Annotated in this window: 12 protein-coding genes; 7 read left to right on the top strand and 5 right to left on the bottom strand. The window is 61.4% G+C overall.

From position 1 onward, the window contains the following. Positions 1-310: 310 nt before the first annotated feature. Complete coding sequence (locus B0G75_RS25205) at positions 311-1,306, bottom strand: LysR family transcriptional regulator (RefSeq protein WP_106311917.1); 996 nt, start codon at positions 1,304-1,306, stop codon at positions 311-313. 203 nt (positions 1,307-1,509) lie between these two features. Here B0G75_RS25205 and B0G75_RS25200 point away from each other — a divergent pair, with 203 nt between their 5' ends. The 3 genes from B0G75_RS25200 to B0G75_RS25190 all read left to right on the top strand — a co-directional run bounded on the left by B0G75_RS25200 (position 1,510) and on the right by B0G75_RS25190 (position 5,768). Then, the gene (locus B0G75_RS25200; RefSeq protein ID WP_106311914.1) at positions 1,510-3,678 is read left to right on the top strand and encodes an FUSC family protein; all 2,169 of its coding nucleotides are present in this window, start codon (positions 1,510-1,512) and stop codon (positions 3,676-3,678) included. A gap of 170 nt (positions 3,679-3,848) precedes the next feature. Beyond that, positions 3,849-4,064 (top strand): hypothetical protein, encoded by a 216-nt coding sequence (locus B0G75_RS25195; protein WP_106311911.1) that lies wholly within the window; start codon positions 3,849-3,851, stop codon positions 4,062-4,064. Between the two features lie 189 nt (positions 4,065-4,253). Then, positions 4,254-5,768 (top strand): acetyl-CoA hydrolase/transferase family protein, encoded by a 1,515-nt coding sequence (locus tag B0G75_RS25190; protein ID WP_106311908.1) that lies wholly within the window; start codon positions 4,254-4,256, stop codon positions 5,766-5,768. A gap of 74 nt (positions 5,769-5,842) precedes the next feature. Here the strand turns inward: B0G75_RS25190 and B0G75_RS25185 are convergent, their stop codons facing one another. After that, entirely contained in the window at positions 5,843-6,097 is a 255-nt protein-coding gene (locus B0G75_RS25185) for a GlsB/YeaQ/YmgE family stress response membrane protein (protein ID WP_007176844.1), read from the bottom strand. Positions 6,098-6,258: 161 nt separating this feature from the next. Further along, positions 6,259-6,966: an MgtC/SapB family protein gene (locus B0G75_RS25180; protein ID WP_106311959.1), complete on the bottom strand. Its 708-nt coding sequence runs from the start codon at positions 6,964-6,966 to the stop codon at positions 6,259-6,261. Between the two features lie 683 nt (positions 6,967-7,649). On the opposite strand from B0G75_RS25180, the gene B0G75_RS25175 reads away from it, so the two are divergent. Further along, positions 7,650-8,174, top strand: a complete 525-nt coding sequence (locus B0G75_RS25175) for a hypothetical protein (protein ID WP_106311905.1) — start codon at positions 7,650-7,652, stop codon at positions 8,172-8,174. A gap of 41 nt (positions 8,175-8,215) precedes the next feature. On the opposite strand, the gene B0G75_RS25170 is transcribed toward B0G75_RS25175, so the two are convergent. Continuing rightward, positions 8,216-9,379, bottom strand: a complete 1,164-nt coding sequence (locus B0G75_RS25170; protein ID WP_106311902.1) for a metallophosphoesterase — start codon at positions 9,377-9,379, stop codon at positions 8,216-8,218. Between the two features lie 388 nt (positions 9,380-9,767). On the opposite strand from B0G75_RS25170, the gene B0G75_RS25165 reads away from it, so the two are divergent. Then, positions 9,768-10,097 carry a hypothetical protein gene (locus tag B0G75_RS25165; RefSeq protein WP_106311956.1) on the top strand — a complete coding sequence of 110 codons (330 nt, stop codon included), beginning with the start codon at positions 9,768-9,770 and terminating at the stop codon, positions 10,095-10,097. 31 nt (positions 10,098-10,128) lie between these two features. Here B0G75_RS25165 and B0G75_RS25160 read toward each other — a convergent pair whose 3' ends face one another. Further along, the gene (locus tag B0G75_RS25160) at positions 10,129-10,713 is read right to left on the bottom strand and encodes a malonic semialdehyde reductase (protein WP_106311899.1); all 585 of its coding nucleotides are present in this window, start codon (positions 10,711-10,713) and stop codon (positions 10,129-10,131) included. A 156-nt stretch (positions 10,714-10,869) separates the two neighbouring features. Here B0G75_RS25160 and B0G75_RS25155 point away from each other — a divergent pair, with 156 nt between their 5' ends. Then, complete coding sequence (locus tag B0G75_RS25155) at positions 10,870-11,481, top strand: alpha-ketoglutarate-dependent dioxygenase AlkB (RefSeq protein ID WP_106311896.1); 612 nt, start codon at positions 10,870-10,872, stop codon at positions 11,479-11,481. 318 nt (positions 11,482-11,799) lie between these two features. Further along, on the top strand, positions 11,800-12,786 hold the full coding sequence (locus B0G75_RS25150) for an ABC transporter substrate-binding protein (protein ID WP_106311893.1): 987 nt from the start codon (positions 11,800-11,802) through the stop codon (positions 12,784-12,786). Positions 12,787-12,862: the final 76 nt, after the last annotated feature.

Genomic DNA, 12,862 nt, shown 5'->3' with positions numbered 1-12,862 from the left:
CCGTGAAACGACTCCACGCCGATGATAGTGCGGATTACCCGTGTGAAAGTAGGTAATCGTCAGGCTCCCCAGCAGCATCAGAAACCCCACCCCAACAAGGTGGGGTTTCTGCGTTTACCCCGCCGCCATACACGCAACAATCCCGCGTGATAAATTAACTGGTGGAAATAACTCCGGTTTGCTATCCGCGCGCAGCAATCGCTGCCACACACTCCGTCAAACGGCACATTTGCATTGTGCAGACAACCCGCACAGCAGCCGCAGCCACACCCAAGCGCAGCCGGCGGCACCCAACAACTCCAACTGTAACTCACCGCATCGCTACATCCCCACTGCCGCTCGAGCCCACCGGCATCTCGCCATCGCCAGTCTGCGCTGCGCTGACTTCCGCAAGCAACGCCTCATCGCGCGCAATGACTTTCGGCAGATGCGTGCGCAGGAACTCGACCCAAGTCCGCGTCTTCGCATCGATGAACTTACGCGACGGATACAGCGCGTAAACATTCATCTTCTGTGCGGTATATTCCGGCAACACGCGCACTAGCGTACCGTCACGCAAACCCGAAATGGCTGCGTACAGCGGCAGCATGCCAATACCCATTCCTTCGCGAATCGCGACAATCAGTGATTCGGCGATGTTCACGTGCACCGGTCCATTCACCTCCATCATTTCGCTTCCATTCGGCCCATCGAGCACCCAGTCGTGGGGCGGAAACGCCGGCGTGTGCAGGATCAGACATTCGTGGTGCGCCAGATCGGCCGGCTGCTGCGGCGCGCCGTGTGCGCGCACATACGCCGGTGATGCGCACAGGATGCTAAAAGTCGTCCCCAGTGGAAGCGACACGAGTTCCGAATCAGGCAAGGTGGAAGCGCCGATCACCGCGACATCCGCGCTACCTTCGAAAAGATCCGGCATGCGCTGCGACAATGTCAGCTCGACCGTCACCTCCGGATACAGCGCGCGATAGCGCGAAATGGCCGGCAAAACGTAGTGCTGGCCGATGCTGGCAAAGCTGTGCATCCGCAACGCGCCGCTCGGGCGTTCGTGCGCACAACTGGCTTCTTCTTCCGCCGTGTCGACATCTGCCAGTATCTGCTGACATCGTTTCAGATAACGCTCGCCCGCGGTGGTAAGCGCAAGCCGTCGCGTCGAACGATTGAGCAATCGCGCCCGCAAATGAGCTTCGAGTTCCGAGACCGCACGGGACATCGCGCCGGTCGTTGAATTGAGCGACTGCGCGGCGGCGGTAAAACTACCGGCTTCGACCACGCGCACGAACACTCGCATATTTTGTAACGTGTCCATTGATCCTTCTTATTTCACGGCTGAAGCCGTATTGTCCGCCTCTCCTGAATGCCCATTGTTGTTCGTTCTGGAAGGGAGGTTCCGCTCCTGTCCTGTTAATGCGCGCATAGCATGCTCCTACAATCGGCGGCTTGCGTGCCGGTGTCAGCAGTCTTCTTCACCGGTGCTTCCTTAAGCGACCAACCGGGGCGCCCAGCTTTCAGATGAAACGCGAACATGCGATCGAACCGACGGCAGATTCCCGCCGACGGTGGGACGTCATCTTGCGAACGCTGAGCCCGGCCGTCCGGGACTGGACGACCAGCGAGGGTCTGATCTGGCTGCATCTGCTGAAAACCGTCACGGCGGGCTTGCTGGCGCTGGGCATTGCGATGCTGCTGGATCTGCCGCAGCCGCGTATCGCGATGACCACGGTGTTCGTACTGATGCAGCCGTTCAGCGGCATGGTGCTGGCGAAAAGTTTCTATCGGATCCTCGGGACCGCGGTGGGCACGGTGGCCGCGCTGGTGCTCGGCGCGCTGTTCGTCCAGCAGCCCGAGTTGTACATGCTCGGCATGATCGGCTGGGTGAGCGCCTGCATTGCGGCAGCGGTCCGGTATCGGCATTTCAGATGGTACGGCTTTGTGCTCGCGGGTTATACCGCTGCGCTGATTGGCATCCCGAATGTGACGGCGCCTCACGACCTGTTTCTCGCGGCGCTCACGCGCGCGGCGGAAGTGGCGGTCGGCATCGTATCTTCGAGCGCGGTGAGCGCGCTGATCGTGCCGCAGCGGTCCAGCCTCGCACTGCGGCGCGCGCTACAGATTCGGTACGGAAATTTTACTGCGTTCGCTGCCGATGTGCTGGCTCGCGGCATCATGCGGGGCCAGTTCGAGCGGCGCTTCGCGGATCTCGTCGACGAGATCGTCGGTTTCGAGGCGACACGTACTTTTGCCGCCTTCGAAGACCCGGCCATGCGTTCACGCAATCAGCATCTCGGTCGTCTGAACGGCGAGTTCATGGATGCCTGTGCGCGGCTGCATGCGCTGCATCAACTGCTCAAGCGTCTGCGTGCGAACGGCTCGGCGCCGATCGTCGCGGCGATCAAACCGTATTTCGACGAACTGGCCGCCCTAATGGCGCCGCAGTTCGAGGCTCCGGTGGATACATCGCGCACGGCCGCCCGTTTGCAACATTTCCAGGCGAGCTTGCCGCGGCGTGTGCGTGAAACGAGACGGCCGCTGGAAGCCGCGCCCGCCGAATCGCTGGCCGACTTCGATACGGCGGCGGAACTGCTGTACCGGTTCGTCGACGAATGGATCCGCTACTCGCTGACCTACGCGTCCGTGACGCAGCGCAAGCGTGACGACAGCCATCCGCGGACGAAAAGCCGCTACGTCAGCAAAACCAACACCTTTGTCGTGGCGCTGACGTTTATCCGCTCGGCTGTGGTCATGGCGATCGCGGGCTGGTTCTGGATCATGACCGACTGGCCGAGCGGCGGCCTCGCGGTGATCGGCGCGGCGCTGGCGTGCGCGCTGACATCGACTGCGCCGAACCCGTCGAAGATGGCTGTGCAGATGGCCGTCGGCGCCGTGCTGGCGACTATGACCGGCTACCTGTTCACGTGCTACGTGTATCCGAACATCGACGGCTTTCCGCTGCTGTGCACGACGCTGGCGCCGGTGCTCGCGCTCGGCGCATTCATCGCCACGCGCAAGCTGGCGGCGGGATACGGCATCGGTTTCTCAGTGTTCTTCTGCCTGCTTGCCGGACCTGACAACGTCGTCACTTACGCGCCGGATCTGCTGATCAACAACGGCATGGCGCTGACCGCATCGATGCTGTTGGCGGCGCTCGTTTTCGCGGTGGTTTTCCCGGCCGACATGCCTTGGCTCATCGGGAAAATCATGGGTGATTTGCGCGCGCAAGTCGTACTTGCGTGCAAGGACGAACTGCCGGGTCTCAATCAGCGCTTTCAGTCGAGCACGCACGACCTGACTTCACAGTTGCGCATGCTGTTGACACGACGTTCCCGACGCCGTCGCGACGCGTTGCGCTGGACACTCGCGACCCTCGAAGTGGGCCACGCCGTGATCGACCTGCGCAACGAAACGGCGCGCGCCGGCTACGCGCACGCGCTCCATCCGCGCTGGACCAGCGCCGTCGAGCATGCGCGGGACGACCTCGCGCGGCTCTTCGAGCGGCCCGATGCGCGTGGTCTCGAGCAAGCGCTGGTATCCGTGCGCGCGGCCACGTGGCTTGCGCAGGACGTGCTGCAAATGGTTCATTCCGATCGCGACAAGCGTCACGACCTGCAGCGCATCCTGAGTTGCCTGCACTTCATCCGCACGGCGTTGCTCGACAAGGACGCGCCGTTCAATCCGCATTGACCCATGCACGCGACGATGGACTCTATGCATCGATCCTTCTGCGAAATGGAAGGATCACTTCCGGACCGCCCCATTTATCCGCGGAGCAGGCAGCCATATAGTTTTATCACTGCCACGCGGTCCCCCAAAAGGGTTCCCTCGGGGCAGCACCGTAAGTCCTGGAGAACGAAATGAATATGTTGAAGATTGCCCTGATTGCCTGCTCTTTGTCCGCTGTCGTCGCTCACGCAGAAACGGCGCCGGCCGCCCCGGAACAACAGGTCGCCCAAGCCAATACGCCGCGCGCGAAGAGTGCCGAACCGCAAAGCCGCGCTGTCACACCGGCAATCAAAGCTGAAGAGTGCGTCGGACCTGTGAGCTTCTGCAACATCTACTTCGGCAGCTAAGCAGCAACACGCGTCATATCTGAAGTACGTGCAAGACCCGTCGCAAACGTTCGACGCGCGACGAATCACCCGGCCGCGACGCCGTCCATCATGACGCCGCGGCGGGTGCGACAATCCGGCTACTGAGCGAAGCACCGCAGACGTGCGCACCGGTAGCCTGGACTGGTGACTATGGAGAGACTCAGTTTCATGTACCAAGACCGGATTCGCTGCGCCGAGCTGCGCGCAAAAGTCACTTCAGCCGCCGAGGCGGCGCTTTTGATTCAGGACGGCATGTGTGTCGGCGCCAGCGGTTTCACGCGCGCAGGCGACGCCAAGGCAGTCCCCGTTGCGCTTGCCGAGCGCGCGCGTCAGGAAGGCAAGCCGCTGCGCATCACGTTGATGACCGGCGCGTCGCTGGGTCACGATGTGGACCGCGCGCTCACCGAGGCCCATGTGCTGGCTCGCCGCTTGCCGTTTCAAGTGGACAAGACGCTGCGCGACGCGATCAATCGCGGCGAAGTCATGTTCGTCGATCAGCACCTGTCCGAAACGGTCGAGATGCTGCGCGCGAACCAACTCGGCAAACTCGACGTCGCCATTATCGAAGCCACCGCGATCACCGAGACCGGCGGCATCGTGCCGACTACGTCGGTGGGCAACTCGGCAAGCTTTGCGATTCTCGCCGAGAAGGTCATCGTCGAAATCAATCTTGCGCAGCCGCTCGCGCTCGAGGGTCTGCACGACATCTGGATTCCGGGCCGCAGGCCGAACCGCGAACCGCTGCCGATCGTTCGTCCGCAAGACCGGGTCGGCACGCCGGCTATCGAAATTCCGCGCGAGAAAATCGCGGCGATCGTCATCACCGATAAGGCGGACAGTTCGTCCACGGTGCTGCCCGCGGATGCCGAGACCGAATCGATCGCGGGTCATCTGATCGAGTTTTTCGAGCACGAAGTCTCACGAGGGCGCATGCCGAAGCGCTTGCCGCCGTTGCAGGCCGGCATCGGCACGATTGCCAATGCCGTGCTGGCCGGGTTCGTCGATTCGCCGTTCGACGCTTTTGAAATTTATTCAGAAGTGCTGCAGGATTCGACCTTCGACCTGCTGGATGCCGGCAAGGTGACGTTCGCCTCCGGCGCGTCGATCACGTTGTCAGCTGCGCGCCAGGCGCAGGTGTTCGGCGAACTCGAACGCTATCGCGATCGACTCGTGCTGCGTCCGCAAGAAGTCAGCAACCATCCTGAAGTGATTCGCCGGCTCGGTCTCATCGCGTTGAATACCGCGCTCGAATTCGACATCTACGGCAACGTGAATTCGACGCACGTGGGCGGCACGCACATGATGAACGGCATCGGCGGTTCGGGCGATTTCGCGCGCAACGCCTCGTGCGCGATCTTCGCGACCAAGTCGGTGGCGAAGGGCGGTCGCATTTCGAGCATCGTGCCGATGGTGCCGCATTGCGATCACAACGAACACGACGTGGACGTGGTCGTGACGGAGCAAGGACTCGCCGACTTGCGCGGTCTCGCGCCGCGTGAACGCGCAAGGTTGATCGTCGACAATTGCGTGCATCCGCTGTATCGCGATCTGTTGCGCGACTACTACGGGCAAGCATTGAAGGGCGGCGGGCAAACGCCGCATCAATTGGATCAGGCTTTCGCCTGGCATACACGGCTGCGGGACACCGGCTCGATGTTGCCGGCGATGGAGGCAGGGCTTTAAACGCGGGTGCTGTCAGTTCAAGCCGGCGTCAGGTGGCGTTCGCCCCTGACGCCGTAAGACATCAGATGCTACGCTCAGGTGCCTCGTCGGATGAGGCGGATAAGAAACAATAGAATGACCGCGCCGATCACCGCCGTGATGATCGAGCCGATCCAGCCGCCGCCTAGCGAAATGTGCAGCACGCCGGCGAGCCAGCCGCCGATGAACGCGCCGACAATCCCGACGATGATGTCGACGATCAGGCCGAAGCCGCCGCCCTTGACGAGCACGCCTGCCAGCCAGCCAGCGATCGCGCCGATGATGAGCCATGCAATGATGCCGTGTTCCATAATCGAGACTCCCTAGTTGAGTGTGAAAAATTCACGGTGACAGAGCTTAGTCGATGGTTATGGGACAGTCCATATTCAGGACGCAGAATTAACATTGTCTAAATCTATTGCAGAACAAGTGTAGACGATGGGCGCGCAGATAGGGAACTTGCACGTCACGCTTACTCCGGCGTAGGCTCCGCTTCTCTGGCCGTCCAACTGACGCTGGAGACGCTCTTTTCCATGCTGATGCGGCTGGCCATCTGTTCGAGCTTCGACTGATCCTTCGGGTGCATCTTCAACGTTGCCGTAACACGAATGCGTCCTGGGTCGTTTTCGACGTCCTCGCTAGTCAGGCTTTGAAACGATAGCGGCGTCGAATACATGGAGTTGGAGACGGCGGTACGAATGTGGATCTCGTCGGCTTCCCGGCAGACGATTGTCAATACGTATTCGCGGACCAGGTCGGCGTTCGATACCGGCGTCGCGTTGATCGTACGGCTGACTTCGCGCAGCACGGTGTTGGTCAATAGCACGACCAAGGTGCCGGCGAGCGCCGGCCCGTAATGGCCCGCGCCGCACAACACGCCCACCGCGGCCGAGCACCACAAGGTCGCTGCGGTGTTGATCCCCTGAATGGAACCCTTGTCGCGCATGATCACGCCGCCGCCGAGAAAGCCGACGCCGGAGACTACGTACGCGGCGATCTGGGTGATGCCCGCCGTGCCGTTGCCGGTCAGTACGCCGAGCGTGACGAACAGGCACGCACCGCTCGCGACCAGCGTGATGGTGCGCAGGCCTGCGTTGCGCTGACGTATCTGCCGTTCGAGGCCGATCGCGACGCCGCAAGCGAAGGCGGCAAGAAGCCGCCAGACGAATTCAATGGTCATCGGTAAGCAAGGTTGAGGCGCGAATTCGCACAGTGTGAACCGCACGCGTGACAGCGGCACGTCTGTCTCGATGGAGCACGGGCGCGGACGCTGACGCGTTCGGGCGTGGCGCAGCGCAAAGGAAAGGCTCACGAGGCCGACAGGCGAGCAAGGTGGGCACGGCATGGAGCCGTGCGGCACTTCACTGCAACGCTACTGGCAATTTCGCTGGTAAAAAGTGGGTGTCAACGACGTGCACCGCCGGCCCGAAGGCAAGACGGCGACAGACCAGGACTGGCGCGGAAATCTTGCCGATCAGGCGATCGGGCGAATCGAAGCTCGACGGGTACTACTGCTACTGTCCAAGATCGTGATTCCGGGTAAATGAACTGGGCGGATTTTAGGCACCTCTGCAAAGGTAAGTCAAGTCGCGATCAGACGAGGCGACGAATGAATTGCACGCCGTCTTTGAGGAAGTTTCCGCAGGCATGGAGGAGCTATTCCCACATAAATACGGACTCCGAATATTGACGGCGTTCATCCCGGAAAACACACTGTCTGCATCATCCGAAACACGTCGTGCGGCCTTTGCGCTCAAATCCGAGTTTTAGTTTCTGCGGTTGCGCTCATACATCGTTCAGTTGTGTTGAGCGGCGACCCGCACGACGTCGTCGTTTCCGCCGTTAGTCCGAACTGAGGAATGTATGAAAGTTAAAGCTCTTGGCATCGTCGCTGGCGCATTGATCGCTGCCGCTCCGCTCGTGTCGTCTGCCGCAAGTTTGCCGGCGCCGTTTGAAGGCAGCAGCACGTTGCAGGCCGACGGTGTCGCGAAGTCCGTCGATCAAACCAATCATTCGGTTACTGTGCTCGACGCACAAGGTGGTGAGGCATCGTTCACCATTACCGACACGCACAATCTCGCGCAGATCAAGCAAGGCGGCAAGGTTCACATCCGCATGATGCGCAATGCGGTAGTCAGTGTCACGCAGGGTGCGAACGGTCAAGCGGCAGGGGCTCAGATTACCCAGTCGAACACGGTGCAGAGCGTGAACGCCCTGGTCGAGTCCATCGACCATGTGTCCGGCATCATGGCGCTCAAAGGCCCGAATGGTTCCGTCTTTCATATCCAGAGCCGCGATCCCGCCAAGATCACTGGGCTGACGCCGGGCATGCAAGTGGTGGTGGCGTTCGCACCGCAAGTCAGCGTGGCCGTGGCGCCCGTGCAGTAACGGGCGGCCTCATCGGCCCTTCATCGGGCCTTCATCGGGCCTTAATCCGGCTCGCCGGGTACGAGGCGCAAGCGCGTGATTTCGGAAGGTGCGCCCAGACGCTTCGGCGGCCCCCAGTAGCCAGTGCCGCGGCTCGTGTACACCCAGAGTCCGTTCAGCCGCGCGAGGCCGGCGGTGAACGGCTGCTGTAAGCGAACGAAGAAATTCCACGGGAAGAACTGGCCGCCATGCGTGTGACCGGACAACTGCAGCGTAAAGCCGGCTGCCGCGGCGGCTTCGGCTGAGCGCGGCTGGTGGGCGAGCAGCACCTTGATCAGTACGTCGCCAGGTGCGCCAGCCAGCGCCGCGACTGGATCGCTGCGGTGCGCTGGGTCGTGATGGCCCGCTGAATAGTCGGTCACGCCGGCGATCACAGCGCGTGCGCCGTCGTGATCCACGATCACGTGCTCGTTCAGCAGGACGTTCAATCCCAGGCGCCGGAATTCGTCGATCCAGGCGTTGGCGCCGGCGTAATACTCGTGATTGCCGGTAACGAGAAAAGCGCCATGGCGCGCGCTCAACCGTGACAGCGGCTGTGTATGGTTGGTCAGTTGCGGCACGCTGCCGTCCACGACATCGCCGGTGACAGCGATCAGATCCGGCTTGAGGCGATTCACCGCGTCGACGATTGCATCGACATAGCGTCGTTTGATCGTCGGGCCGACGTGAATATCGCTGATCTGCACGATCGTGAAGCCGTCGAGCGCGGCGGGCAAATCGTCGATCGGCACTTCGATCGTCACCACCTTCGCGCGGCGGCGAGCGTTGAACAGGCCGACAAGCGTGGAGAGCAGCGCGAGCAGCGGCACAGCCGCGGCGGAGCCGGTTCGCCAGTGCGGGATGGCAATGGTGTTCGGCCAGATTGCATCGACGGTGAGAAGCGAAGCGAGCACGAGGTCGCGCGCGAAAGTCAGGACCAGCAGCGACGAGAAGAAGCCCATTGCCAGCAGGCCGACCCATGCGAGCCGGTCGCCGAGCGGTTGTTGTTTGATCGTGCGCGCCAGCATGCCGAGCGGAATCAGAAAGATCGACAGCACGAGCCACAACGCACACAGCCAGCGGCCAGTCATATCGATCGGCATGTCTGGAATCAGACGCAAGCCCACGTAGATATGCAGGAGAATGCCAATCAGGATGAAGCGAACAAGAAACGATGAGCGGCGCATAGAGATGATCAGGGCGGGAAGGGGCCGGCACAGACGGAGGAGCGGCGGCGGCTCGCCCACCGCGGATTGCCGCGGCGAACGAGCCGATCCATTCTACCGAGATGTGCAACTGCCTGCCGGCCGCGCCAAATTGACGCCGCTACAGCGAACCTTCCGAAGCTAAAAGGCGCTCATAGGGTATTGCATTGCAGCATCCCGTGTGGCTGCAGGTAAGCCGTCCAGGTTACCGATATGGTCGAATTAAATGGGCTTTGAATTGTGTTCGAGGGTGGACTATTCTCAAATAGAACCGGCTTGTATCACAGTCAGGGCAAGGGACACAGCAAGGGTCCCGCAGTCCGCTAGCGGTTCATTCTGTCGCCGGCAGGAGGCGATGCAGGAGGCGCATATGAAGCTGCTCAGATCAGGCAACCCGTTCCGCCACGCGCACCATGCGCACCACGTCGGGTACGAGGGTAGCCATGTCATGCTGCCGCTCGTGGTCATTTCCGTGATGGCGATCGGCTTGTACGTCGGCGTGCGCAACATCGATTTTTCTGAGTTGGGCAAAAGCGCGCTGTTCTACGTCGTGATGCTTAGCGTCGCTCTCGGTATCGCGGGATTGTTCGGCGTCGTTGGGGCGTGGTTGCGGTCCAACGGCGACGACGCCGAAGAGGGCTTCTGCTTCATCGGCGCGTTGATCGGCGCCGTGGTCTTCTACGTGGCGATCTTGAGTTGACCGCACGCAACGGCGTGTCAGGCGCCGTGCGTCAGACAATCCGCGCGGCCTCGTCGAAAGCGAAGCGCGGGCTGCGCGGGAACAGTTTCGACGGGTCGCCGTAGCCCAGATTGATCAGGAAGTTCGACTTAACGGTCGTGCCGGCAAAGAATGCTTCGTCGACCTTCGCGGCGTCGAACCCCGACATAGGACCTGTGTCCAGGCCGAGCGCGCGGGCGGCGAGAATCAGATAGCCGCCTTGCAGCGTCGAATTGCGAAATGCCGTGTCGGCGATCGCCTGGTCGTTGCCGGCAAACCAGCTGCGCGCATCGGCATGCGGAAACAGCTTCGGAAGGTGCTCGTAAAACGCCATGTCCATGCCGACGATCGCCGTGACCGGCGCTGCCATCGTCTTCTCGAGATTGCCTGGCGACATGGCCGGGCGCAGCTTCTCCTTGCCCTCCGGCGTCCTGACGAAGACGAAGCGGCCCGGACTCGAATTGGCCGAAGTCGGGCCGAGCAGTACGAGCTCGATGAGTTGCTTGAGCACGTCGTTGTCGACCGGTTTTTGCTGCCATCCGTTGTGCGTGCGCGCTTCGCGAAAAAGCTGATCTAGCGCCTGGTCGGAAAGAATCATTTGATTGTTCCTTGAAGGTGACGTGTGTGAAATGAAGAGGACGGCGCCGGATCAAACCGCAAGCCACGCGCAGAAGCTTCGTCGTCGTTGCCGCCATAATAGCCAAGGTTCTAATCCGGTCGCGCGTCGTGCGCGCGATTGTACTCAGGCATTCTCATGACGGATCTTTTTGCGGATTTTGCCGATGCTCTGCCGGCGCCGGATGTCGACTGGTATCCCGATTGGCTGTCGCCTGAAAGGGCGGCACGGGCGTTGACGCAACTCATCGACGAAGTCGAATGGCGTCAGGACATGATGGGCACGCCTGCCGGACGTGTGCCGCTGCCGCGCCTGACCGCCTGGCAAGGCGAGCCTGACGCCGTTTATGTCTACTCGGGTATTCGCAACGTTCCACAAGCGTGGACGCCGACCGTCGCCGAACTGAAGTCTGCCGTGGAGTCGACTTGCAACGCGCATTTCAATAGCGTGCTGATCAACCGCTACCGCAGCGGCACGGACAGCATGGGCTGGCATGCGGACCGCGAGCCCGAACTCGGCACGCAACCGGTGATCGCCTCGGTGAGCCTGGGCGTTGCGCGCACGTTTGATCTGCGGCACAACAAGACCGGCGTCGTGCAGTCTTTTTCGCTGAAGGGCGGCAGCTTGCTGGTGATGAAGGGCAATACGCAGGCGGATTGGCGGCATCGCGTGCCGAAGGAGCCGCGCGTGGCGGGTGAGCGCATCAATCTGACGTTTCGATGGGTGACCCCACGCGCGCGTGTTGGCTGATGCGGCGCGCGTCGGTGGGCGGCAGCGCCGCGGAGCCAACCAAGCCAGCCAAGCCAACGAACACGTAAGCGCATAAAAAAAGCGCAAACCACATCATCGCGCCAGGCAACGCACCCCAGCCACACCAAAACCCCGCCACGTTCCAGCCAACAACCGCCGCCGCCCCTATACCAAATTTGATATCGCCGACGCGAATCATATGATTGGACGGTTAACGCCCTACACACTACGCTACATCACGATCCACGCACCGTGAGGGCCGTAACGGCTGGGGCGGATTCGATGGGTCGCCTACACAACAACGATCAGGAGACAGTCATGGCGAATACACGACGCGCCGCATGTCGTGCGTTGGGCGCGCTCGCACTCTGCGCGGGCTTCGGTGCGCTGACGCTGGCGACGCCGGGCGCTTACGCGCAGGACAAACAGATTACGCTGGGTTTTGCGCAAGTCGGTGCGGAAAGCGCATGGCGAACCGCCAACACCGAGTCGATCAAGTCCGCGGCGGCCGACGCGAAGATCAAGCTCAAGTTCTCCGACGCCCAGCAGAAGCAGGAAAACCAGATCAAGGCGATCCGCTCATACATCGCGCAGAAAGTCGACGTAATCGCGTTTTCGCCGGTCGTCGAGTCGGGCTGGGAACCGGTGCTGCGCGAGGCTAAAGCCGCGAAGATTCCGGTGATTCTCACCGACCGCAACATCGATACGAAAGACACCTCACTGTACGTGACGATGATCGGCTCGGACTTCATGGAAGAAGGCCGGCGTGGTGGTCATTGGCTCGCGGATCACTTCAAAAACGATCAAGGCCCGGTCAACATCGCCGAGCTTCAGGGAACGGTCGGATCGGCGCCTGCCAACGACCGGCACTCGGGTCTCATCGAAGTGATCAAGAGCGATCCCAAGTTCAAGATCATTGCTTCGCAAAGCGGCGACTTCACGCTCGCCGGCGGCAAGCAGGTCATGGAAGCGTTTATAAAGACATATGGAAATAAAATAAATGTAGTTTATGCGCATAACGACGATATGGCGCTCGGCGCCATCCAGGCGATGGAAGAGGCCGGCATGCATCCGGGCAAAGACATCACCGTCGTTTCGTTCGATGCGACCAAGGGCGGCTTCCAGGCCATGGCTGCGGGCAAGATGAACGTCGATGTGGAGTGCAGTCCGCTGCTGGGACCGCAATTGATGTCGGCGGTGAAAGATGTGGTGGCCGGCAAGTCGCTGCCCAAGCGCATTCTGACGGAAGAGACGGTCTTCCCGATGAGCGTCGCCGCGCAGACACTGCCGACGCGCAAGTACTGATGCCAATTGATGAGGCTTCCTGACTTTCGTGCGCTGGGATGAACACGCGAACATAAACGCGCGGACGAAAGCGCAA

It is taken from the genome of Paraburkholderia sp. BL18I3N2 (assembly GCF_003001875.1).
Lineage (GTDB): Bacteria > Pseudomonadota > Gammaproteobacteria > Burkholderiales > Burkholderiaceae > Paraburkholderia > Paraburkholderia phytofirmans.
This window is presented reverse-complemented; position numbering and strand designations above follow the sequence as displayed.